The 22,972-nt window shown below is 73.0% G+C and carries 16 protein-coding genes; 5 read left to right on the top strand and 11 right to left on the bottom strand.

Annotation, left to right across the window (positions count from 1 at the left end; genetic code table 11):
- Positions 1 to 36 precede the first annotated feature (36 nt).
- Positions 37 to 432, bottom strand: coding sequence for a contact-dependent growth inhibition system immunity protein (locus ACYQ8Q_RS30945; protein ID WP_460069508.1), 396 nt, complete (start codon positions 430 to 432; stop codon positions 37 to 39).
- Between the two features lie 522 nt (positions 433 to 954).
- Between ACYQ8Q_RS30945 and ACYQ8Q_RS30940 the strand changes: the two genes are divergently transcribed.
- The 3 genes from ACYQ8Q_RS30940 to ACYQ8Q_RS30930 are packed head-to-tail and all read left to right on the top strand — an operon-like array spanning position 955 to position 4,956.
- Complete coding sequence (locus ACYQ8Q_RS30940) at positions 955 to 2,433, top strand: S8 family peptidase (RefSeq protein ID WP_460069505.1); 1,479 nt, start codon at positions 955 to 957, stop codon at positions 2,431 to 2,433.
- Positions 2,434 to 2,464: 31 nt separating this feature from the next.
- Positions 2,465 to 3,832: a hypothetical protein gene (locus ACYQ8Q_RS30935; protein ID WP_460069503.1), complete on the top strand. Its 1,368-nt coding sequence runs from the start codon at positions 2,465 to 2,467 to the stop codon at positions 3,830 to 3,832.
- Entirely contained in the window at positions 3,829 to 4,956 is a 1,128-nt protein-coding gene (locus tag ACYQ8Q_RS30930; RefSeq protein ID WP_460069502.1) for an SPFH domain-containing protein, read from the top strand. Before ACYQ8Q_RS30935 ends, ACYQ8Q_RS30930 begins: the two co-directional genes overlap by 4 nt.
- A 78-nt stretch (positions 4,957 to 5,034) precedes the next feature.
- Here the strand turns inward: ACYQ8Q_RS30930 and ACYQ8Q_RS30925 are convergent, their stop codons facing one another.
- The 6 genes from ACYQ8Q_RS30925 to ACYQ8Q_RS30900 form a co-directional block, all read right to left on the bottom strand.
- Positions 5,035 to 5,787 carry a ferritin-like domain-containing protein gene (locus tag ACYQ8Q_RS30925; RefSeq protein WP_460069500.1) on the bottom strand — a complete coding sequence of 251 codons (753 nt, stop codon included), beginning with the start codon at positions 5,785 to 5,787 and terminating at the stop codon, positions 5,035 to 5,037.
- Between the two features lie 98 nt (positions 5,788 to 5,885).
- Entirely contained in the window at positions 5,886 to 6,644 is a 759-nt protein-coding gene (locus ACYQ8Q_RS30920) for a hypothetical protein (protein ID WP_460069499.1), read from the bottom strand.
- Between the two features lie 85 nt (positions 6,645 to 6,729).
- Positions 6,730 to 7,584, bottom strand: a complete 855-nt coding sequence (locus ACYQ8Q_RS30915; RefSeq protein ID WP_460069496.1) for an ABC transporter permease — start codon at positions 7,582 to 7,584, stop codon at positions 6,730 to 6,732.
- On the bottom strand, positions 7,581 to 8,561 hold the full coding sequence (locus ACYQ8Q_RS30910) for an ATP-binding cassette domain-containing protein (RefSeq protein ID WP_460069494.1): 981 nt from the start codon (positions 8,559 to 8,561) through the stop codon (positions 7,581 to 7,583). Before ACYQ8Q_RS30910 ends, ACYQ8Q_RS30915 begins: the two co-directional genes overlap by 4 nt.
- 299 nt (positions 8,562 to 8,860) lie before the next feature.
- Positions 8,861 to 10,528, bottom strand: a complete 1,668-nt coding sequence (locus ACYQ8Q_RS30905; RefSeq protein WP_460069492.1) for an FG-GAP repeat domain-containing protein — start codon at positions 10,526 to 10,528, stop codon at positions 8,861 to 8,863.
- Positions 10,529 to 10,543: 15 nt separating this feature from the next.
- Positions 10,544 to 12,370 carry an alkaline phosphatase D family protein gene (locus ACYQ8Q_RS30900; protein WP_460069490.1) on the bottom strand — a complete coding sequence of 609 codons (1,827 nt, stop codon included), beginning with the start codon at positions 12,368 to 12,370 and terminating at the stop codon, positions 10,544 to 10,546.
- Between the two features lie 169 nt (positions 12,371 to 12,539).
- Here ACYQ8Q_RS30900 and ACYQ8Q_RS30895 point away from each other — a divergent pair, with 169 nt between their 5' ends.
- The gene (locus ACYQ8Q_RS30895; protein WP_460069488.1) at positions 12,540 to 13,214 is read left to right on the top strand and encodes a DUF4232 domain-containing protein; all 675 of its coding nucleotides are present in this window, start codon (positions 12,540 to 12,542) and stop codon (positions 13,212 to 13,214) included.
- Here the strand turns inward: ACYQ8Q_RS30895 and ACYQ8Q_RS30890 are convergent.
- The 4 genes from ACYQ8Q_RS30890 to ACYQ8Q_RS30875 all read right to left on the bottom strand — a co-directional run bounded on the left by ACYQ8Q_RS30890 (position 13,211) and on the right by ACYQ8Q_RS30875 (position 20,685).
- Positions 13,211 to 14,281: a LacI family DNA-binding transcriptional regulator gene (locus ACYQ8Q_RS30890; RefSeq protein WP_460069485.1), complete on the bottom strand. Its 1,071-nt coding sequence runs from the start codon at positions 14,279 to 14,281 to the stop codon at positions 13,211 to 13,213. The genes ACYQ8Q_RS30895 and ACYQ8Q_RS30890 overlap by 4 nt on opposite strands.
- A 127-nt stretch (positions 14,282 to 14,408) precedes the next feature.
- The gene (locus ACYQ8Q_RS30885) at positions 14,409 to 16,835 is read right to left on the bottom strand and encodes a beta-galactosidase (protein WP_460069483.1); all 2,427 of its coding nucleotides are present in this window, start codon (positions 16,833 to 16,835) and stop codon (positions 14,409 to 14,411) included.
- 834 nt (positions 16,836 to 17,669) lie between these two features.
- On the bottom strand, positions 17,670 to 19,427 hold the full coding sequence (locus ACYQ8Q_RS30880; protein ID WP_460069481.1) for a glycoside hydrolase family 35 protein: 1,758 nt from the start codon (positions 19,425 to 19,427) through the stop codon (positions 17,670 to 17,672).
- A gap of 94 nt (positions 19,428 to 19,521) precedes the next feature.
- On the bottom strand, positions 19,522 to 20,685 hold the full coding sequence (locus tag ACYQ8Q_RS30875) for an MFS transporter (protein WP_460069479.1): 1,164 nt from the start codon (positions 20,683 to 20,685) through the stop codon (positions 19,522 to 19,524).
- A gap of 313 nt (positions 20,686 to 20,998) precedes the next feature.
- Between ACYQ8Q_RS30875 and ACYQ8Q_RS30870 the strand changes: the two genes are divergently transcribed.
- The gene (locus ACYQ8Q_RS30870) at positions 20,999 to 22,354 is read left to right on the top strand and encodes an acyltransferase family protein (RefSeq protein ID WP_460069476.1); all 1,356 of its coding nucleotides are present in this window, start codon (positions 20,999 to 21,001) and stop codon (positions 22,352 to 22,354) included.
- Positions 22,355 to 22,972: the final 618 nt, after the last annotated feature.

Here is a 22,972-nt window from a genome sequence, read left to right as displayed (position 1 = left end):
TGGACAGTGCGACCACACCGGCCCGCGCCGAAACACCTACCGGGCCCGGAACCTCGCGGTCTCCTGCATCAAGGACGGCGGCAAATCGGTCAGCTCCGAGACGATCACACCCAGCTCCCGCCCGAGCTCGGGCCAGTCTCTCCAGACTGCGGGACTTCTGGTCAGGACGGCGGACAGCAGATCGCCCTCGTACATGTCGCCCTCGGCCATGGGGTCGTCGCGCAGCACCTCCAGCGCGAGCGGCAGAAGATAAGCAAGTCCCACGTCCTGCCCAATCAGCAGACGCATGTCCTCGACGGTCAGCTCGCCGATCGGCCGACGCCGAAGGGCGTGCACCGTCGCAACAAGGCGACTTGCCTCAGCCGACGGGGCCGGCCAACGGTCGCGCTCAAGCTCCTCCAGAGAGCTGTCACGGTCTACGAGTCGAATCACCGGTCGATCGTCCCACGCCGCAGATCTCAAACGCGGCCTCAGAGGCTCTTCTTCGCGCTGACACGTACGGGGGGGGCAGCCTCGGTCAACGGCAGAGACGTGTGGGCGCCTTGTGCGCCGGTTCGGATCCTGTCGAGGGCGGTCTGTGTGGGGAGCCCCGAGACCCCGTCACCGGTGGAAGCGTTGAGGGTGGGGTCTTCGTGGTGAAGTGCTGGTCGATTCGGGTGAGTTGGGTGGCGTTGGGTTCGGTGGGCGGCAGCGGGGTGGTGAGGCGCGGGCGGAGGGGACCGGGGCGATGAAGGGGCTGGGGCGTGGGCTGGTGTCGTACGCGCCCCCCGAGTACGTCCGTGCGCCGCGGTGCGGTGGTCGTGTAGTCCGCTGTTCCGCTGCCCGCCTGTCCGCGCCTCGCCTAGCGTGCAGGGACGTCTCCGGGGGGATTCCACGTCGTTGGCCCCAGCCGGGACGGTCCATGTTCCGTGCGCGGGGGCGACGCCTGACGCACGCCTGTCTCGAGGGAAACGTATGGATGCTGCCGGAGGCGGGCCGGGCCGGGTGCGGGCCGACCGTTCAGTCATCTCGCCCGCGCTGTACGAGTGCCTGGACGCGGGCGACTCCACCCTGAGAGTGATCTTCGATCTCAACCCGGACTACACGCGCGGACTGGCGGGCGCGGCATCCGAGGTCGGCGTGCTGCTCGGGCAGGCCGCCATCGAGTTCGGCAGGGTCGATCCCGGGGAGCAGCCCCGTACACCGCACGACCTGGGCGGGCCCTACGTGGCCGCTCTGCTCTCGCCCCAGGCGCTGCTGTGGATCGTGCGCCGGGATCTGGAGCAGGCGGAGCGCGACGACTGGAGCCTGCGGGCGATCCGCAGGGTGTGGCCCGATTTCCAGGTCCATCCGTTGCTCGACCGGTCGCTGGCCACGATCAAGGCCGACGCCGCCCGGGCGGCCTTCGCCGCTGCCGGTGCGGGCATCACCTGGGCGGTCGTCGACTCCGGGATCGATCACCGGAATCCACACTTCCGTACGTGGCGCAACCTCGACCTGCCGATGCACGTCGAGCACGTCGACTTCACCGGGGAGCGCTCCCCGCTCAGCGACGAAGTGGGGGTCGGGCACGGCACGGCGGTGGCCGGCATCATCGGAGGCGAGGCACGCAGCGGGGAGGACGGTCCGCTGCGGATCCGGCGCACCCTGCTCGACGGCGACCGCGGCATCGACGCCAAGGCCGAGACCCTGGAGCACATCAGCGGCGTCGCCCCGCAGTGCAAGCTGGTGTCCTACAAGGTGTTCAGCCCACGGAGGCCGAGCAGCGTCAGCACGGTGCTGGCCGCGCTGGCGCACATCCAGCGCGTCAACGACCACGGCCGCAATCTGCGCATCCACGGCGTCAATCTGAGCCTCGGCTACCCCATCGACCCGGACTGGTTCGTCGGCAGCTACTCGCCGCTGTGCACCGAGGTGGACCGGCTCACCCGGTCCGGGGTCGTCGTGGTGGCCGCGGCGGGCAACACGGGCCTGGTACGGCTGAACTCGGTCGGCGGCGGCGTGGCCGGCGCGCAGGGCGCCTTCGGGGCGCAGCTGACGATCACCGATCCCGGGAACGCGCGCTACGCCCTCACCGTCGGCTCCACCCACCGCGAGGCCCCGCACACCTACGGCGTCTCCTGCTTCTCCGCGAAGGGCCCGACCGGCGACGGCCGGCTCAAGCCCGACCTCGTCGCGCCGGGCGAGCGGGTGCTGTCCGCCGCGAGTCTGTGCCCCCAGCCCGACGAGAAGGAGTGGGACAACCCCGCGTACACGGAGTTCAGCGGCACCAGTTTCGCGGCGCCCCATGTCTCGGGCGCCATCGCGGCCTTCCTGTCCGTACGCCGGGAGTTCATCGGGCAGGTCGACCGGGTGCGGGAGATCTTCACCGATTCGGCGGTGGACCTGGGCCGGCTGCCGGAGTTCCAAGGGCGTGGCCTCGTCGACCTGATGAGGGCACTCCAATCCGTCTGAGTGACGGCCGTACACAGGGAGGGGGCGCCCGATGACGGCGAGATTGAGCGGTTTTCCCTACGCGTCGCTGCGGTTCGACGCCACCGGCGCCCTGGTGTCGAGCGTGCCGAGCGCGTCGAGCGCGTCGAGCGTGTCGAGCGGCGGCGGCCTCGACGCCGACAGCCTGGCGGCGTGGCTGACGGCCGGGCGGGCCACCGACGTGGTGGTGCTGTCACACGGCTGGCGCAACGACACCCCCACCGCGCACCGGCTGTACGACACCCTGGCGGCCTCCGCGCGTGCCGTGCTGTCCCGGGTTCCCGGCGCGGGGAGCCGTCGTATCCATCTCGTCGGTGTGCACTGGCCCGCGCGGCACTTCGCACCGGTCACCGACCCGTTGACGGAGCCCGTGTCCGGCGCGGCCGCGGGATGGCTCCCGCACACCAGAGGCGCTCGCCCCGCAGAGGTGCGCGACGGGTTCGAGCGGCTCGTCGGCGCGCTCGGACCCGAGGCCCGGGCGGACGCGCCGGACGGCGCCACCCTGGCGTTCGACATCGAGCGGTCGCTGTCGGCCCGAGTACGTCTGGTGCGCTGGGTCCAGACCGTGCTGCCCGGCGGGCCGGCGCCCGTCGGCGCCCCGGACGGCGTATCCGAGCCCGACGACGAGAACGGACTCCTGGCCACCGCCGACCCGGAGGACGTGGTGCGCAGCCTCTCCTCGGACGTGGTCTCGCCCGCCGACCAGGAGGGCGACGGTACGGTCGGCGTCGGCGGCGGGGTGACCGGCCGTCACTCCCGGGCCGCCGTGCGGCTGCTGGACTTCGGCACCTACGCCGTGATGCGGGACCGGGCCGGGCGGATCGGAGCCCGGGGGCTGGCGCCGGTGCTGGACCGGCTCCACGGCCTCGTGCCCCACTGCGCCGTCCACCTGGTGGGGCACAGCTTCGGGGCGCGGCTGGTCTCCGCGGCGGCCCTCGCCACGGCCGGGCCGGGGCAGGTGCGCTCGCTGTGCCTGCTCCAGGCCGCGTTCTCGCACTACGGACTGGCCCACCGCTGGGACGGAACCGCCGACGGGGCGTTCCGCGGCCTGGTCGGCCGACAGCGGGTGAGCGGGCCGCTCCTGGTCACCCACACGGTCAACGACCGGGCCGTCGGCTATCCGTACGCGGTGGCCTCCCTGCTGCTGGGGCATGTCGGCGTCGGCCTCGGTGGCCCCGACAGCGCCTATGGAGCCCTCGGACGCAACGGGGCACGGCGCACGCCGGAGGCCGACGGTCTCACGCTGCTGGGGGTGGGCGAGCCCTACACCTGGCGCCCCGGTCGGGTGCACAACCTGCGCGCCGACGCGTTCGTCAGCGGTCACCACGATGTGGCCGGACACGAGATGGCCCACGCCGTCCTGAGCGCGGTGACGGCATGACGCGGTACGTCGTCGTCCTGCTGCTCCTCGTCGTACTGCTCCTCGTCGTATTTCTCCTCGTCGTACTTCTACTCACCGGGAGGTCGGTGGTCTTGGCCAGTTTGTCGCACGCGCTGGGGTCGGGGGAGGCGGCCGTGATCTCCGGACGCTGGGGCGGCCGCCCCGACCGGGCCCTCCTGGGGCGCCGGGTGATGGTCCTGCCCGGCGAGCGGCTGCATCTGATCTCGCTGGGCATGCGTTCCGCGGAGTGCAAGGTGCAGTGCCGTACCCAGGACAGAGCGGTGCTGCACGTCATGGTCCGGCTCACCTTCCAGGTGGGCCGGGAGGAACGGGACGTACTGGAGTTCTTCCGGAACTTCGGCGAGGCCGGCGACGAGCTGACGCCGCAGGTCGACGCGGTCCTCACCCGGCATCTCCAGGCCGTGCTGGAGACGCTGTCGACCGAGCAGGCCGAGCTGGGCTCGGCGCTGATCATCGAGCGGGCGAGCGGGCCGGTCGCCGCCGACTTCGCCGGTGTGGGGCTGAGTCTGGTGTCCCTGGGCGTGGATGTGCTTCTCCCGGACGGCTACGAGACCGCCCGTGCACGGCAGCTGACGCTGCGGCAGCAGATCGAGACCACCCGCCTCGACATCCATCAGCAGGACCTGCTGCACGCGGCCCAGGTGGAGCGCGAGAAGCGCGAGGCGCAGGCCCGCGCGGACCAGTGGAGGTACGAGGAGCGGCACCGCATCCAGACGTCGATCGAACGGGTCGACGTGGACCGTCACCAGCGCGAGGCCGACCGGGAGCACCAGGCGGCGCAGGCCCGGCTCGCCGCCGAGCAGCTTCAGCAGGAGTACGCGGTGCGCAGCGAGTACGAGCAGATCATTCTGCGGACCACGCTCGTGGAGAGGCTGCCGCAGGTACTGGAGGCCCAGGGCAAGCTCCTGCCTGAGCTGCGCACGTACATCGGCGGTTCCGACCACGAGGGCCTGCCCGCTCTGATCAAGGGACTTGCCTCGCACGGGCTGCCGATCATGGAGGAGGTCCGCAAGATCTTCGACGAGATCCCCACCGGGCAGCGTCCGCTGGAACAGCGTCTTGACGACGGCACGGCGCCGGTCGAGCGGCCCGTGGAGGGCTGAGACGGACACGGCCGAGGTCGGTGGGCGCGGTGGGCGGCCGAAGGTGAGCGGGCTCTCCTCGGCCGGGCGGCGAGCCGGTCAGGGTTTCGGGGCGTCCCACAGCGGGCTGGTCCCTGTGTCCGGGTGGAGCGTGAGGATTGCGGAGATCACCGCCCGGGACGAGGCCGCGACATCGGCCACGAAGCGCAGGCGGCCCAGGTGGAGTCGGCGCAGTGCCGGGCCGTGGTCGGTGGCGACCGCCAGGGAGACCGTGAGGAGGCCGAGTTGCCACAGGGCCAGCAGTGGGCGGCGTGCCGGGCGGGGCAGTTCTGCCAGGCAGACGTGCAGTCGGTCGCAGTGGAACGGGACGTGGCGCTGTTCGTCGGACAGGATCCGCCCCGCCACCTCCGCGGTGAGGGGATCGTCGGTGCCGTCGCGCAGGGCTCGGTAGTAGCGCAGCGCCACCACTTCGGCGATCAGCAGGATCAGCAGTTCCATGCGCAGGCCCATGAGGCGCCGTAGCCGGACGAAGGCCGTGTCGCTCCAGTGGTGCGTCAGCGTCGGTATGCCGCCCGCCGTCAACAGGCGGGCCAGGAGGCGGGCGTGGTTCTGTTCCTCGGCGACGAAGAGGCGGACCGCCTGTCCGTAGTCGGCGTCACCGGCCCTGTCCGCCTTGGCCAGCAGGCAGGCGCCGTCGCCGTTCTCGCCGAGCTGGAAGCGCTGGATGCCGGCCCACACCGCGGGATGCAGCGTCGCGCCCTGCTCCCAGTCCGGGTCGCCCTGGGCGTGTCTGCGCTCGCGCTCCTCCTCGAACCGCCTTGCCCACTTCGCGAAATCGCCGCCCGTGTGCACCCCGTCTCCCCCTCTCCGGGGCCCGCCACCGGGCCCCGGAGAGGGACGACGCCGATGAACGGCGAACCGTTCCCCCTGACACCTGACACCGCGACCGGTCAGTAGCGGTGGCCGGGCCAGTGCGGATCCGTCCAGCGGTCCTCGTCGGTGAGTCCCAGCAGACGTATGCGGTGCCGGAGTTCGACCGGTGCGCCCGACGCCCGGAGGCGCTCCGCGGCATGGCCGAGGAGCCAGGCGACCAGGTCGGCGCGGAGTCTCTCCTCGTCGTGCTCGTACCAGCCGACTCTCCAGGGGAGATTGTCTCCCAGCAGCTCGTACTCCCATGCCGCGGCCGCCTCGGCGAGGCGTCGGTCGGCGAGGTGTCCGGTCTGCTCCTCCCAGTCGGTGAGCCAGGGGCCCAGCGTTCCGGACGCCTCGGCGCACAGGGCGAACACCTGGTGCGCCGGGACGGCCGCGGCCGGGTCCGTGAGGCTCTGCACCCACCAGGCGTGCAGGAACTCCCGTACCGCGGCGGCCTGTTCCGCGGGCCAGTGGTGCCAGCGTGCTCGGGCGAAGGAGTCGCCGGCGTCCTCCAGTCCGTAGGTGGGGTCCGTACGGCCGGTGACCAGGGATGTGGCGAACTGCGGGAGGACACGGCGCAGTACGGCCGCGTGGTCGGTCCAGTCGACGGCTCGCCAGGTCCGGCGCAGAAGGTCCGGATCCAGTGCCACGTCCGGTGTCTTCAGGAGGGCGAGTTCCTCCGGACTCCCCCAGTGGCAGGGGCAGTTGTGCTCGTCCGGGTGTGCGGTCATGCCGTGGAAGGTGACGGAGAGGTTCTCCAGGGCGGCGGTGAGGCGGCCGCGGGCTGCGGGATGCATGAGGTGCCCAGCCTTCGAGGACTCCGGACGGCTTCCGCCTGCCGAAGATCGACACCGTACACGGCAGGCGGCGGGGGTGGTGGTGTCAGGTGCGGCTCCTGGCCCGGTAGAGGTACATCGTCAGCGGGGCGAAGACCGCCGTGATGATCGCGCAGGCCAGCAGGACCCAGCCGATGTCGGAGCCGTTCGCGTCGCCGTGGATCAGGCCGCGTACGGCGGTGGCGGCGTCGCTGACCGGGTTGGCCTCGACGATCGCCTCCATCCAGCCGGGCATCGTCTCGGGCTCCACGAAGATGTTGCTGGTGAAGATCAGGGGGAACATCACCAGCATGCTGGAACCGGAGACCGTCTCGGGGGCCTTGGCGACGACGCCCAGGGCGGCGAAGATCCAGCTCACGCTCACCGCGAAGACCAGCAGCAGAAGCATCGCGGCCAGTACGCCGCCCACTCCGCCGTCGGGGCGGAAGCCCAGCGCCAGGCCGACGGCCGTCGTGGTGGTCAGGGCCAGCACGTAGCGGACGATGTCGCCGAGGAGGCTGCCCACGATGGTGGCCGGCTGCCAGAACGGCAGGGTGCGGAAGCGGTCGTGGACGCCCCGGGTGATGTCCGTGGTGAGCGCGGTTCCGGTGTAGACCGTCGGCATCACGACGGTCTGTACGAGGACGCCCGGCAGGAAGTACCGGAGGTACTCCTCGGTCGATCCGGCGAACGCGCCGCCGAAGAGATAGGTGAAGGTGAGCAGGAAGACGACGGGCATGAGGGTGACGTCCAGCAGGACGGCCACGCCGTAGTGCTTCATCTTGCGCATCGTCCGCCAGGCCAAGACCCGTACGGCGGTCAGCGGGTGGGTGCGGGAGGGGCGGATCCGGCTGGTGAGGGCCTTGCGCAGGGCGTCGACGGGCGCGCCCGCGCCGGCCGTGGTCCCGGATGCGAGGGTCATGCCGCGTCCTCCTGGTCGGGGTTGCCGGCTTCGGCGGGGCGGCCGGTCAGGGTGAGGAAGACCTCGTCGAGGCTGGGCCGGCCGAAGGCGAGGTCCGAGACGGTGATCTCCGAGCGGGCGAGCTCGGCCAGGGCGCGGGCCACGTTCTCGTGGTCGTCGGTCCGCACGGACAGCGAGAACGGGTCGGGCTCCCGCAGGGCCGGCGAGGCGAGGACCCGGGTGAGCAACTGGGCTGCCTCGGGGCGCTGTTCGGCGTGGACGAGCCGGATGTGCAGGGCGCCGGCGCCGACCGAGGACTTCAGCTCGCCGGTGGTGCCCTCGGCGATGACCCGGCCGTGGTCGATGACGGCGATCCGGTCGGCCAGCTGGTCGGCCTCGTCCAGGTACTGCGTGGTGAGCAGGATCGTGGTGCCCAGGGCCACCATGGCCCGCACGCTGTCCCACACCTGGTTGCGGCTGCGCGGGTCGAGTCCGGTGGTCGGCTCGTCCAGGATGAGCAGGTCGGGGGTGACGACGAGGCCGGCGGCGATGTCGAGCCGGCGGCGCATGCCCCCGGAGAGGGTCTTGGCCTGGCGTCCGGCGGCGTCCGTGAGGTCGAAGGCCGCGAGCAGTTCCTCGGCCCGGTCCGCCGCCTGGGCGCGGGAGAAGCCCAGCAGCCTGGCGAGCAGGATCAGGTTCTCGGCGGCGGTGAGGTCCTCGTCGACCGAGGCGAACTGGCCGGTGAGGCTCACCCGGCTGCGGACCGCCTCGGCCTCCTTGACCACGTCGTGCCCGAGGACCCGGGCGGTTCCGCCGTCGGGGGTCAGCAGGGTGGACAGCATCCGGATCGTCGTCGTCTTGCCCGCTCCGTTGGGTCCCAGCACGCCGTACACGACGCCCTGGGGGACGACCAGGTCGACGCCGTCGACGGCACGCTGCTCATCGAAGACCTTGACGAGGTCCGACGTCTCGATGGCAGGAGTGGATGGCGAACTCAATCTGTGGCTCCTTTGGTCCTGATGCGCCGTGAGGGGCTGTGCGCCGTGAGGGGCTGTGCGCCATGGGGGGCTGTGCGCCATGGGGGGCTGTGCGCCATGGGGGGCTGTGCGCCATGGGAGGGCTGTGCGCCATGGGAGGGCTGTGCGCCATGAGGCTCTGCGCTCATGACCGGCGGCACGCCCGGGTCGGTAATCAAATTTGACCACTGCTTCAAACTAAGGCGCGGGTCACCCACTATGCAAGTTTGATTAGCCGCGTTCCGGCCCGGAGACGACAAGCCGGTGGGCGCCGGTCCAGTTCACAGCAGATCCGCCCAACTCCCCCAGCCGCTGCTCGCCTTGCTCACCCGCGCCTTGAAGCCGCCCGTCCCCGTGCCGGCGTAGAAGTACAGGGCGCCCGCGGACGTCGTGGCCATCAGGTCGGGTTTGCCGTCGCCGTTGGCGTCGCCCGGGGAGAAGAGCTTCTTGTACGTCTGCCAGCCCGTGCCCACCTTCACCCGGGCGCCGAAGGGCGCGGAGGCGGAACCCGTGCCCGCGTAGCGCCACAGGGTGCCGGAGGTGTCCCGGGCCAGCAGGTCGGGGCGGCCGTCGCCGGTGAAGTCGCCCGCGCCGACCAGGGCGTTGTAGCGCTGCCAGCCGGTGCTGATCTTGACGCGGGAGGCGACCGTCGTGCCGGTGCCGTCGCCCGGGTAGACATAGAGGGTGCCGGCGGTGGTGACGGCCAGCAGATCGCTCTTGCCGTCGCCGGTCACGTCACCGGGGCCCACGATCCGGTTGTAGGAGGTGGAGCCCGTGGCGAGGGCGGGGTCCGAGAGGGCGTAGTACGCCGGGTTGGTCAGCTTGCCCGTGCTGACGGACTGGACGACGAGGTCGGCCAGGCCGTTCTGGCGGAGGGAGACGGCGTAGGACAGCCGGGTGGTGGAGGTGGGCCAGGAGGTGCCGACCAGGAGTTTTCCGGTGAGGGTGCCCGTGCCGGTCACCTGGTAGCTGTAGACCGCCCCGGCCGAGGTACGGGCCAGCGCGCCGTACTTGCCGTAGTGCGGGTTGTTCCCCGCCCCCGCGAACTGCGTCACCTTGCCCCAGCCCGTACTGCGGGCGGACCTGGTGCCGAAAGTGCCCTTGCCGGTGCCGGCGTAGAACCAGAGCCGGCCGGCGAAGTCCCTGGCCAGCAGGTCGGTCTTGCCGTTGCCGTCCCAGTCGCCGCCGCCGATGATCTGGCTGTACGAGGCCCAGTCGGTCTTGGTGTCCTTGACCCGGGTGTTGAAGGTGCCGCCCTTCTTGCCCGTGTAGCGGTAGAGGACCCCGGCCGGGGTGCGGGCCAGGACGTCGCCGACGCCGTCGCCGTCGAGGTCACCGGCGCCGATCAGTTCGTCGTACTGCTGCCAGCCCGTCCCGACCGTCACCCGGCTGCCGAAGGCACCGGTGCCCTTGCCCGGGTAGTAGTAGAGGGTGCCGGCCGGGGTGCGGGCCAGCAGGTCGGCCTTGCCGTCGCCGTTCAGGTCCCCCGGGGCGACGACCTTGTTGTAGATCTGCCAGCCGGACGCGACCGTACGGTACGAGCCCAGGCCGCCGGGGGTACGGGCGTAGACGCCCGAGTGGAAGTAGAGCACGCCGGCCGGGCTCAGGGTCAGCACGTCCTGGACGCCGTCGGAGTCGAGGTCGCCCGGGGTCAGCACGTCCTTGACCTTGGCCACGTCCGTGTCGAGGGCCATCGTCTCGGCCGCGCCGGTGTTGACGTACAGCTGGCCCGCCACATTGCGGTAGACCAGGTCGGACGTGCCGTCCCCGTCGAAGTCGCCGCGCGCCGGAGCGGTCGCGTCCGCGTCGCCGGGCGACAGGACGAAGACGCCGGCCGCCAGTACCGCCACCGTGCCGGCCAGCGCCGATGCCTTCCTGGCGCGGGGGCGGCGGCGACCGGAACGGCGTTCGGTGCCTGACTCGCGCTGCCGGGATCGGAGGGTGAACACATGCTCTCCCGGAGGTCAGGGGGTGATGGAGGCTTCGGGGGTGACGGAGCTGCCGGAGGTCGTGTCCGCGGTCGTCGCGGAGGTGGCATCGGCGGACGCGTCCGCCGTGGCCGTCGTCCCGCCCGGGGAGGAGGTGTCGGAAGGCGTCGCGGACTCGGCCGGTGTCTCGGCGGCCGTCGTCCCGTCCGTCCCGGTCGGTGACTCCGCCGACTCCGACGCCTCCGTGCTCGCCGTCGTCCGCGTCTCCGCCCCCACCTGGTACACGCCCGGCACCCCGTCCTCCACCCGGAAGGTCGCGGCCGTCGCGGTCGTGCCGTTCTTGGTGAGCACCGTGGAGATCGCCCGCAGCCGGGCCTCGATGCCGTCGGCGGTGATGTCGAGCAGGAGATAGCCGCGCCGGGCGTCGATCATCTTCCAGTGCGGGTTGTCCGCCAGCTTGGGCGCCCACTCGGCGGCGAAGGCGATGAGATCCTCGTCGCCGCTGCTGGAGATGGACGTCCCGACGAACTCCGCGCCGACCACGGCCGAGTCGGCGTCGGCGAAGTCCAGTTTGAGGTCGCTGACGATCGTGCGGTGGCGGTCGCCGGACAGGACGACCGGGTTGCGGACGCCCTGGAACTCGGCCAGCAGCGCGGCCCGTTCCTTCTGGTAGCCGTCCCAGGCGTCGTACGACCACTCCTTGCCGACCCCCGCCAGGAAGTCGGTCTCGGCCATCATCACCTGGGAGGCGACCAGGTTCCAGCGGGCGCCGGAGCCGGTCATGCTGTTCACCAGCCAGTCCCGCTGGGTGTCGCCCATGATGACCCGGCCGTCCTGCAGCGCGCCGGCGTCGGTGGTGGCCTGGTCGTCGCGGTACTGCCGGGTGTCCAGGACGTGCAGCCGGGCCAGGGTGCCGAAGTCGAGCGAGCGGTACATCTGGACGTCCGGGCCGCTGGGCTTCTGCGCGGTCCGGATCGGCATGTGCTCGTAGAAGGCCTGGAAGGCGGCGGCACGGCGGGCCAGGAACTTGGCGGTCGGCCAGGCCACCGGGTCGTTCGCCACGTCACCCGCCCAGTCCTGCTCCACCTCGTGGTCGTCGAAGACGACGACGAACGGGGCGGCGGCGCGCATCGCCTGGAGGTCCGGGTCGGTGTTGTACTGCTCGTGGCGGGCGCGGTACTGGGCGAGCGTGACGGGCTGTCCGGTGCCCTCGTGACGGCGTACGCGGTACGAGTACGCGGAGCTCTCGTAGATGTAGTCGCCGACGAACAGCACCAGGTCCGGCTGCTGTTCGCGCATGTCCTGGTACGCGGTGAAGTAGCCGTGCTGCCAGTTCTGGCAGGAGGCGAGCGCGATCCGCAGGTTCTCGGGGGTGCTGCCGGCGGCGGGGGCGGTACGGGTGCGGCCGGTGGGGGAGGTACGGTCCAGCGCCTTGAACCGGTACCAGTAGTCGGTGGCCGGCGTCAGGCCCGTGACGTCCACGTGGACGCTGTGCCCGAGGCTGCTGCTCGCCGTCGCCGTACCGCTCTTGACGATGGTGGTGAAACCGCTGTCCGAGGCGAGTTCCCAGGTCACCGCCACCGTGGGCGGCAGGATGCCGGAGCTGCCCCGGGTCGCGGGCAGCACCCTCGTCCACAGCACGATCGCGGTGGGCAGGGGGTCTCCGGAGGCGACGCCGAGCTTGAAGACGGTGCCGCTCACCTCCGCGCCCGCGCCGGCCGCGGCGGCCGCCCCGCTCACCGAGGCGGAGGCGCTGTCCGGCAGCAACTGCCCGGCGGCGGCCGCTCCCGCGGCTCCCAGAGTGACGGCCCCGGCGCCCAGGAACCTCCGTCGGCGTATGCCCTCGGTCTCGCCCGCGCGCATGGAATGGTCGCTCGACTGCACCCGTGTGCCTTTCCCCCAAAGGCGGTGCGCTGCGCAGCACCGTGAATGTGATCGCCGTGGATTCTATGCAATACCCTCACAGCCGTGGGCCAGGGGGCCATAATCCGTTGATCTGTCCGTCCATCCGTCCGACGAACCAGCAGGAGTCATGCGCCGACCGATGAGGTACGCCTCCGCGATCCTGCTGCTCGTGGGGGCGGCGGGCTGCTCGTCCGACCCCGACTCGGCGTCAGGTGCCTCCCCCGAGACGTCGGCGTCCGAGACCGGGTACGTCCCCAGGGGTGGATCGGGTACGGCACCGGACACGAGCCCCGACGACGACAGCACCGGGAAGACCGGCGAGGAACGTGCCGGTGCCGGTCAGGACACGTCCACCCCGTCCGCCGGCGTGCTCTTCGGCGCCGATTCCCTGCCCAGTCCCGCCGCCGATCACTGCCGTACGCAGGACCTGACGGCCGTGGCGCGCAGCACCGGGGCGGGCCGGGCCTCCGTCGTGCTCACCCACAAGGGCGACGGCTCCTGTACGGTACGCGGCTTCCCGTCCCTGCTCTTCGAGGGCCCGACCGGACGGACCGAACTGCCCGTGGACTGGGCCGGGTCGGCCGCCGAGGCCACGAAGGTCACCCTCGGGCCGGGCGATTCCGCCGTCGCCGCGCTCACCTTCACCAGCCTCGACGAATGCGACGCGATCACCGGGCTCGATGTCGTCCCGCCCGGGGAGTCACGGCCGCTGACTCCGGCCTTCACCACCGCGGACGGGAAGAAGAAGGCGGTGCGCGTCTGCGACACCGGGGTGCGGGTACGGGCCTTCACCACCGGTTAGCCGGCACCGCGCGTGCTGTCCCGGACGCGCAGGTCCACGGGGATCAGGGTCAGCGGCGGTACCGGCGCCTGCGGACCGGCGGAGGCGTCGATGCGGTCCAGCAGGATGCGCAGCGAGATGGTGCCGATGTCCGTGAAGTCCGTACGGATGGTGGTCAGCGGGGGCAGGAAGTGCGCGGCCTCCGGGATGTCGTCGTAGCCGACGACGCTGACGTCCTCGGGGACACCGCGGCCGGCCTCGTGCAGGGCGCGCAGGACGCCCAGGGCCATCTGGTCGTTGGAGACGAAGATCGCGGTGACGGACGGGTCCTTGGCGAGTTCACGGCCGAGGTCGTAGCCGGAGTCGGCGCTCCAGTCGCCGATGAGCGGGGCGTGGATCTCGGCGCCGGCCGCCTTCAGGGTGTCCCGCCAGCTGTCGGCGCGGCGGTCGGCGGAGGTCCAGCCGGTCGGGCCCGCCACATGCCGGACGGTGGGGTGGCCGAGGGACAGGAGGTGCTCGGTGGCCTTGCGGGCGCCGGTGCGGGCGTCCGAGGTGACCATGGGGGTGCCGTCGCCGAGGTCGTTGTCCATGACCACCAGCGGGGTGTCCAGGTGCGCCTCGGCCAGCGCCCGGGCGACCCAGAGCTGGGGGGCGATCGCGATCACGCCGTCCGCGCCCTCGGCGGAGAGCCGGTCCGCCGCGCGGACGACGGTGTCCTTGTCGGCGGTGTCCAGGGCGATCGAGCTGACCAGGTAACCGGCCTCCTGCGCGGCCGTGTTGATGGCCGTGAGGGTGGACGCGGGACCGTAGCGGGCGGCGTCGAAGGAGATCACGCCGAGCATCCGGGTCCGGCCGCTGGCCAGGGAACGGGCGCTGCGGCTCGGGCGGTAGCCGAGCGTGCGCATCGCCGCCTGGACGGCCTCACGGGTCTCGGCGCGCACGGCCGGGTTGTCGTTGAGCACCCGGGAGACCGTCTGTTTGGAGACGCCGGCGAGTTTCGCCACGTCGTCCATCACGGGGCGCGCGCCGGCGAAGTTGCGGCGGCTGCGTCCCTTGGTCGCCGGGCCGTCGGCGGCGCCTGGGGTCATGGTGGGTGCTCTGCTTCCTTCGGCCTGGGCTGCTCCGCGGGCGGGCCTGGCGCCGACCGCGGGTCCACCGGGCCTGCCCCGCCCGGCTGACCCACAGGATAGGCCGGGCGGGGTGCGGGGGCCGGGGTCAGGTCCGGCGGAGCGTCCACTTCGGGCGGCGTATCCACTGCGCGCCCGTCACCTCCGCCACGCCCGGGGCCGGCTCCACCGGCGTGTGCACCTTCGCCCCCGCGGCCGCCGGCAGCACCTTCAGCAGGACGGGCTCGCCCGGGGGCACCAGCTCCGCGGCCAGCTCCCAGGGGCGCCCCGAGAAGAACTGGTCCGCCACCAGGTGCCCCTCCCGTGTGTACGCCCGTGCCGTGTCCCCCGTCCAGCGCAGGCGCAGCAGGGTTCCCTCGGGGACGTCCCGGGGGATGTCCACCCGGTACACGGCGGCGACGGCGTCGTAGTGCTCGTCGGCCGGGGCGCTCGCGCGGTTCAGGACACCGGTGGTGGGGGTGGGCGCCGGACCCGGCGGGCGCAGGAGGCGGACCGAGGGTTCCGGCAGGAGGGTGTCCCCCGTCTCCGGGTCCGGGTCGGGGTCGGGGTCGGGGTCGGGGAAGAGGGTGTAGCGGGTCAGGGAGCCGTCCCGGGTCTCCTTCAGGGTGGCGCCCGCGACCGTCGGGGGGTGGGGCGGGGCGGGGAGGACCGCGAGGGTCGGCCGCTCGCCGGGGTGCGGGTCCGTGCGGGTGTGGAGGCGTACCTCGTCCCGTCGCTCGTCGAGGACGACCCCGTCCGGGGACAGGATCAGCCGCGCGGCTCCCCAGGCCCGGCCCTTGTAGGCCGTACGGGCCGTCGTCGCGTCCAGCACCAGCACGGCCACCCGGGTGCCGTCGGCGGTCTCCGTCTCCACGAGGGCGTCGGTGCCGGGGCGCAGGCCGGTGATCAGGACCCGGCCGTCCGCCCGCCGTACGGTCCCCGTCCCCGCTCCGACGACCTTCCTCACCGTCCGTGCGTCGAGGGCCAGTTCGGGCGGGATGCCGTCCGTCGCGGCGAGCACCAGCACCGTGCGGCCGTCCTCGTCGGCGACCGTGCAGACCGGCTGGGCGGTGGCCCAGTCGAGGCGCAGGCCCGCCACGTCCAGGCGCAGCGGCCAGCAGAAGTAGGCGCCGGAGGGGACGGTGACGGGGGTGGTGGGGAGGGTGAGGGGTTCGGCGTCGGGGAACGCGACCGTGAAGGTGGTCCCCTCGTGGTCGGGCAGCGGCTCGTGCGGCTGGTGGTTGGTGACGAAGAGGAAGCCGCAGGCGCGGCCGTCGGTGCGGACCGCCCAGCGCAGGGTGGCGCTGTCGTGCTGGCCGTCGGGGCCGTCGGCGGGCAGGGCCGACTCCATGGGGGCGATCCGCTCGCCGAACTCCGCGAGCAGGAGGTGCTGGAGGCGGAGTTCGTCGTACGACGGCCGGTACTGGCCGTACTCGCCCAGCGGGGCCTGGAAGTCGTACGTCAGGACGGGCAGGTCGTTGGGGTAGGCGGTGGCGTGGGACTCCTGGAGTGTGGTGTGGCCGCCGGGCGGGTTGGTGCCGCCGTGGAACATGTAGTAGCCCTGCCAGACCGAGCCGCAGCCGATCTTGGTGAGCGCGAGGGCGCCGATGTCGGCGGCGTCGACGCGCGGGCGGCGGTGGTAGGCGACCGCCATGCCGCCGCCCAGCTCGCAGGTGGCCCAGGGGAAACGGTCGGCGTAGGCCGCGGGGTCGGTGCCGCGGACGGTCGTGGGGCGCAGGTCGGCGCCGATGCCCTCGTCGTCGCGCTGGTGGGTGAAGAAGAAGTGCTTGCGGCAGGTGTCGGGCCAGCCGCCGTCGTGCTCGGTCCAGAAGGTCTCCGGGTAGCCGCCGTAGAGCGGGAGCAGTTCGTCTCCCGGGAGCTGGACGCCGCCCCAGGCGGTGGACGTCCACAGGGGGGCGTCGAGCCCGGCCTCCCGGGCCATGTGCTTCAGGGTCAGCAGGTGGCCGGGCTGGTCGTACAGCTCGTTCTCGATCTGCACGGCGACGATCGGCCCGCCGGACCCACGTCCCAGATCGGCGAGTTGGGTCCCGATCGCGGCGAACCAGGGGCGCACGGCGGCGAGGTACGCCGGGTCGTCCGTGCGGGGTGCGGTGGTGCGGGCCAGGACCCAGTCGGGGAGGCCGCCGTTACGGACCTCGGCGTGGGACCAGGGGCCGATGCGGGGGATGAAGTCGAGGCCGTGGCGGGCGCAGAGGCGGGCGAACCGGCGCAGGTCGCGGTCGCCGTCGAAGCGCAGGTCGCCCTCGGTCTCCTGGTGGTGGATCCAGATGAGGTAGGAGGCGACCGCGGTCACCCCGCCCGCCTTCATCTTCAGGAGTTCCTCCTCCCAGTGGGCCGCCGGGTGGCGGGAGTAGTGGAACTCGCCGGAGACGGGGAACCAGGGGCGGCCGGCCCGGGTCAGCCACCGGCTGGTCACCTCGATGGGATCGGGGACGCCCGGGGCATCGGAGAAGGGGAGGTGCCCCCGCAGGGGCGGGGCGGAGGGGACGGGGACCTGAAGGTGGTGACACGGCATCGGGTGAACTCCGGGGTCGGGCCCCGACCCCCTGGCACGAGCGAACGGCGCGCCGGGCGCCGGGGATCGAGGATCGGGGATCGGGTCCGGGGCGCCGGGGCGCCGGGGCGCCGGGGCGCCGGGGCGCCGGGGCGAATCGTGGTCGGGACCGGGCCCGGGTCAGGTCGGGTCGGGTCGGGTCGGGTCGGGTCGGGTCGGGGTGAAGTGAGGTCGGGGTGAAGTCAGGGACCGGAACCAGGTCCGGGCCGTGTGCGGGTCCGGACCGTGTCCGGCTCGGCGTCCGGGCAGCGCCGGGTCGGCGGTCCCGGGCAGAACCGGAACCAGGTCCAGGCCGGGACCAGGACCGGGTCGGGACCAGGACCGCGTCGGCGTCGGCGTCGGCGTCGGCGTCGGGGCAGAGCCGGGTCGGCGTCCTGGGCGAAACCGGAACCAGGTCCAGGCTGGGGCCGGGTCGGCGGGCAGGGCAGGGCCGGGTCGGCGGTCCGGGCGGAACCAGGTCCAGGCCGGGACCGCGTCGACGTCCGGGCAGGACCGGGTCGGCGTCCGGGCAGAACCGGAACCAGGTCCGGGCCGTGTCCGGGTCCGGCCGTGTCCGGGCCGCGTCCGGGTCCGGCCGTGTCCGGGTCCGGGTCCGGGCCGCGTCAGCGTCCGGGCAGGACCAGGTCGGCGTCCGGGCAGAACCGCGTCAGCGTCCGGGCAGGACCAGGTCGGCGTCCCAGACGGAACCGGAACCGGAACCAGGTCCAGGCCGGGGCCGGGGCGGCGGTCCGGGCGGTACCGGGGCCGGGTCCGGGTCGGGATCCGGTTGGGACCGGGTTTGGGTTGGTGTTGGGGTCAGGGAGTTGTCGGGCCCAGGTCCGGGGTGTCCACCAGGTGGGCCCGGGGGGTGGTCGTGCCGTGGAGTTCGAGGAGGACCAGGTCGTTGGTGCCGGGGCGCAGGACGGGGGCCGGGACGTAGAGGGTGCGCTGGGGGCCGCGGTTCCAGTAGCGGCCCAGGTGGAAGCCGTTGATCCAGGCCTGGCCCTTGGTCCACCCGGGGAGGGAGAGGAACGTGTCGGCGGGTTCGGCGACCTCGAACGTGCCCCGGTGGAAGGCCGGTTCGGCCGAGGTGGGCGCGGTCGCCGGGGCGAAGGCGGCGCTGGGCGACGCGTCGTCCACGGGCAGCGGGTGGCAGTCCCAGCCCTGGAGGGCCTCGCCGTCGAGGGTGACCGGGCCCAGCAGTCCCTTGGGGACGCCGATGCGGGGGCCGTAGTTGACCCGGCCCATGTTCTCCACCAGGACGTCCAGCCGGGCACCGGCGCGGGGGACCTGGATCGGGAGCGTCTCGTCGTAGCGCTCGCGTTCGAGGACGCCGGCCGGGGCGCCGTCGACGAAGACCTGGGCGCGGTCGCCGACTCCGCCCTCGAAGTGGAGCAGACCGGGCCCGGCGGCGGGGACGGTGGTCCGGTAGAGGACGTATCCGGCGCGCCGGTCCAGCGCGTCGGCGGTGACGGGGTCGGCGGAGCGCACCCCGTCCTGGCCGAGCCGCTCGAAGAGGGCGAGGCGGTGGGTCAACTCGACCTCGGTGTGCGGCAGTTTGGGAGCCGGGGACGGCACCGGCTCGTCCGGGACCGCGGTATGGCGGGCGATCACCTCGCGGAAGGCGTGGTACTTGGGGCCGGGGTCGCCGCTCTCGGTGAGGGGAGCGTCGTAGTCGTACGAGGTGATGGTGGGCGCGTAGGCGTGGTGGTGGTTGGCGCCGTTGGTGTAACCGAAGTTGGTGCCGCCGTGGAACATGTAGATGTTGACGGACGCGCCCGCGGTGAGAAGGCGGTCCAGATCGGCGGCGGCGTCCGCGGCGTCCCGGCCGTGGTGCGGGCCGCCCCAGTGGTCGAACCAGCCGATCCAGAACTCCGAGCACATCAGCGGGCCTTCGGGCTGGTGCTCGCGCAGCCGGGCGAGGGAGGCGTCGACGCGGCTGCCGAAGGTGCCGGTGGCGAGGACGCCGGGGAGGGTGCCGTGGGCGAGGTGGTCGCCGTCGGTCTGGTCGCAGGTGAAGAGGAGTTCCTCGACGCCGCGCGAGCGCAGGCTGCTCTCCACGTGCTTGAGGTAGGCGGTGTCGTCGCCGTACGCGCCGTACTCGTTCTCCACCTGTACGGCGATGACCGGGCCGCCCGACGCGGCCATGTACGGCAGGAGGGCGGGGAGGAGCAGGTCGAGGTAGCGGTCGAAGGCGTCGGTGAAGCGGGGGTCGCTGGTGCGCAGGCGGATGTCGGGGTCGGAGGTCAGCCAGTAGGGCAGGCCGCCGCCGTCCCATTCGGCGCAGATGAAGGGACCGGGGCGCAGGAGGACGTGGAGGCCTTCCTGCTGGGCGAGGCGGAGGAAGCGGGGGAGGTCGAGGAGGCCGTCGAGGTCGAGGGTGCCGGGGGTGGGCTCGTGGAGGTTCCAGGGGAGGTAGGTCTCCACCGTGTTCAGGCCCATGAGGCGGGCCTTGCGCAGGCGGTCGGGCCATTGGTCCGGGTGGACGCGGAAGTAGTGGAGGGCGCCGGAGAGGATGCGGAAGGGGGTGCCGTGCAGGAGGAAGCCGTCGGCGGTCGTGGTCAGGGCGGGCATGGGGTTCCCCTTCGGTACGTGGCGGTACGGCGGTGACCTGGTGCGGGTGGGCGGGCGGAAGGGTGTGCGGGTGAGCGGGTGAGCGGGCGGACGGTCAGGGGGACGTGCGGGTCGCGCGGGTCAGCCACAGGGTCGCGGCGAGACACCCGGCCGACACCGCGGCGAGCAGCAGCGGTACGGCGCGGACGCCCGACCACTCGATGACCTTGCCGAGCGAGGGGCCCGCCGCGACACCGCCCGCCAGGGAGGCGGCGATGACCAGGGCGCCGGCCCGGCGGGCGTGGGGTGCGGCCCGGTGGAGCCAGGGCAGGCCGGTCGGGAAGATCGGCGCGATGAAGAGGCCGACGCCCGCGTAGGCGTACGGCGCGAGGTCCGGTACGGCGGCCAGCAGCAGGCAGACCGTCATCCCCGCGCAGGAGACCGTGATGATCGTCTGGGCGGAGAAGCGCAGGGCGAGCGGGGCGGCGAGGAAGCGGCCGGCCGTCATCATCAGCCAGTACACGGAGGTGGCGGTGGCGGCGAGCCCGGCGCCGTAGCCGACGGTCTCCAGATGGGTGGGCTCCCAGCCGCCGACGCCGGCCTCGATGCCGACGTGCAGGACGTAGAGGGCGACGAAGGCGGCGAGGACGGAGCGCAGGGCGCGGCGGGCGGCGACGCCCCCACCGGGCCCTGACCCGGGCGCGGGCCCGGCGGGGGCGTCGCCGAGCCGCGGCGGGATGTGGTCGCGGACGCCGCGCAGGCACAGCAGCAGTGGCAGGGTGACCAGGGCGAAGGCGAGGAAGACGGCCGGGTAGCGGTCGGCGCCGACCGCGCCGATCAGGGCGGGGCCGAGGATCGCGCCGATGCCGAAGTGGGCGTTGAGGATGTTGAGCATCGCGGTGGAACGGTTGCCGAAGCCGACGGCGAAGAGCTGGTTGAGGCCGTAGTCGACCCCGCCCGCGCCGAGACCTGCGAGCAGGGCGGCGGCGAGGGCCGTGGCCCAGTGAGGCGCGAGCGCGAAGCCCGCCGCGCCGGTCGCCATCAGCAGGTACGAGGAGCCGAGCAGATGCCGGTTGCCGATACGGCCGTACAGCCGGTCGAAGAGGAGCACTCCCGCGACTCCCCCGACGAAGTGGGCGCTCAGGGCCAGCCCGGCGGTGGAGGGCGAGAGGCCGAACTCCCCCCGCAGGGCGGGGATGGCGGGACCGTAGAAGGCCTGGAGCGCGCCCATCAGCGCGAAGGCGGCGCAGGCGGCCACGACGGCGGCGGTGCTGAACACCGGGAGAACAGGACTGTCCGGCGGTCCCGGCACCGGCGGGGTACGCCGTTGCCGCGTGGGCTGGTCGGTCACGCGGCCTCCAGGGGCGGACGGCCCACGGCGGTGTGGGCCGGGGGTGCGGGCAGGGGTGTGTTGCTCCGACGAGCGTCGATGTTACCGGTAACATCACCGCCGTCAAGATGTCGTGCGGAAGGTCGCGCGAGGGGGCGGACGGAGGCGGGACGCCGATCGGCACGGTGTCGGCACGGGCACGGCTTGGTTGCGACAAGGGGCTTTCGGTGTGCGGGAGTTGGGCGGGCGGAACCATGCCGGCATGGACCGGGACCGATACGTCGACTTTCTGCGGGCATGGGCGATCACGCTCGTCGTGGCGGGCCACTGGCTGATCACGGGGCTGGTCAGGCACCCGGACGGGGAGATCAGCGCGCCGGAGCTGCTGGCGACCCTCCCCTGGACACAGTGGCTGACGCTGGGCTTCCAGATCATGCCGCTGTTCTTCCTGGCGGGCGGGCACGCCGCGAGCGGGTCGTGGGAGCGGGCCCGGGCGGACGGGGCGACGGCCGCGGGCTGGGTGGGCGGCCGGGCGGTACGGCTGCTGCTGCCGGTGGCGGTGTACAGCGGGCTGGTGCTGCTCGCCGTCGCGGTCTGCTCGCCCCTCGGCGTCGATCCGGTCACGCTCGCCCTGGTGGGGTGGGCGATGGCGATGCAGTTCTGGTTCCTGCCGGTGTACCTGCTGCTCAGCGGCCTCACCCCCGCGCTGTACGCCCTGCACCGGCGCTGGGGGCCGCGGGTCCCGGTGGCGATGGGGGTGGCCGCTCTCGGCGTCGGCACGCTGGTCGCGACGGTCGAAGGGCGATATGCGGAGGCCGTCGGAGCCGTGGGCGCGGTGAACTATCTGCTCGTGTGGGGTGTCGTCTACCAGCTCGGCTTCTGCTGGCGGGACGGCCTGCTGGGTGGCGGACGGATGGTGCCGACGGCCATGGCCGTGGGCGGTGCGGCCGGCTTCGCCCTGCTGGTCGGCCCCGGGCCGTTCCCCGTGAGTCTGATCCTGGTGACCGGACAGGACCTCAGCAACACCAACCCGCCCTCGGCGGCGATGCTGGCGTGGTCCGTGGCGCAGACAGGGGTGTGTCTGCTGATCGCGCCGGGGGTGCGACGGGCGCTGGAGCGGGCCCGGGTGTGGCGGGCCGTACGGGGGCTGGGGGCGGCGAGCATGACGCTGTACCTCTGGCACATGGCGCCGGTGCTGGTGGTGGCCGCCGCCTTCTATCTGACGGACCTCGCGCCCGAACCCGGGTACGGCTCGGCGGCCTGGTGGGCGCTTCGGGTGCCGTGGATGGTGGTGCTCGGGGGCGTTCTGGCGGGCGTGCTCCGGGCGCTGCGGCCGGTGGAGCGGGGGCTGCGGGTGTGGGGGGCCCGGGTACGGCCCGATGCGGGACTCCGGGGTGTGGCGGCGTGGCGGATGTGGGCGGGGACCGGGGTGAGCGGATGGGCGCTGACGTACTTCGCCGGCCACGGGTTCGCCTACGGCGGCCGTTTCCCGCTCCTCGCGGCGACGGGGCTGGCTCTGGGGGTGGGGTTGCTGCTGTTCCCGGGACGGGCGGATCCGCGACGACGACCGACAGAGGGCCCCCGGGACGGCGCGGATGCCGTGGGGAAGGCCGCGTAGAGAGCCGGACAGCGCGGGCGCCGTAGCGAAGGCCGCACAGGGGGCCGCGCGGCGCGGATGCCACGGGAAAGGCCACGCAGAGAGCCGGACAGCGCGGGCGCCGTAGCGAAGGCCGCACAGGAAGCCGCGCGGCGCGGATGCCATGGAAAAGGCCACGCAGAGAGCCGGACAGCGCGGGCGCCGTAGCGAAGGCCGCACAGGAAGCCGCGCGGCGCGGATGCCATGGAAAAGGCCACGCAGAGAGCCGGACAGCGCGGGCGCCGTAGCGAAGGCCGCACAGGAAGCCGCGCGGCGCGGATGCCACGGGAAAGGCCACGCAGAGAGCCGGACAGCGCGGGCGCCGTAGCGAAGGCCGCACAGGAAGCCGCGCGGCGCGGATGCCATGGAAAAGGCCACGCAGAGAGCCGGACAGCGCGGGCGCCGTAGCGAAGGCCGCACAGGAAGCCGCGCGGCGCGGATGCCACGGGAAAGGCCACGCAGAGAGCCGGACAGCGCGGGCGCCGTAGCGAAGGCCGCACAGGAAGCCGCGCGGCGCGGATGCCACGGGAAAGGCCACGCAGAGAGCCGGACAGCGCGGGCGCCGTAGCGAAGGCCGCACAGGAAGCCGCGCGGCGCGGA

It is taken from the genome of Streptomyces sp. YKOK-I1, assembly GCF_054660435.1.
The sequence above is the reverse complement of the archived record's forward strand: the minus strand, read 5'-3'. Positions and strand labels throughout refer to the sequence as shown.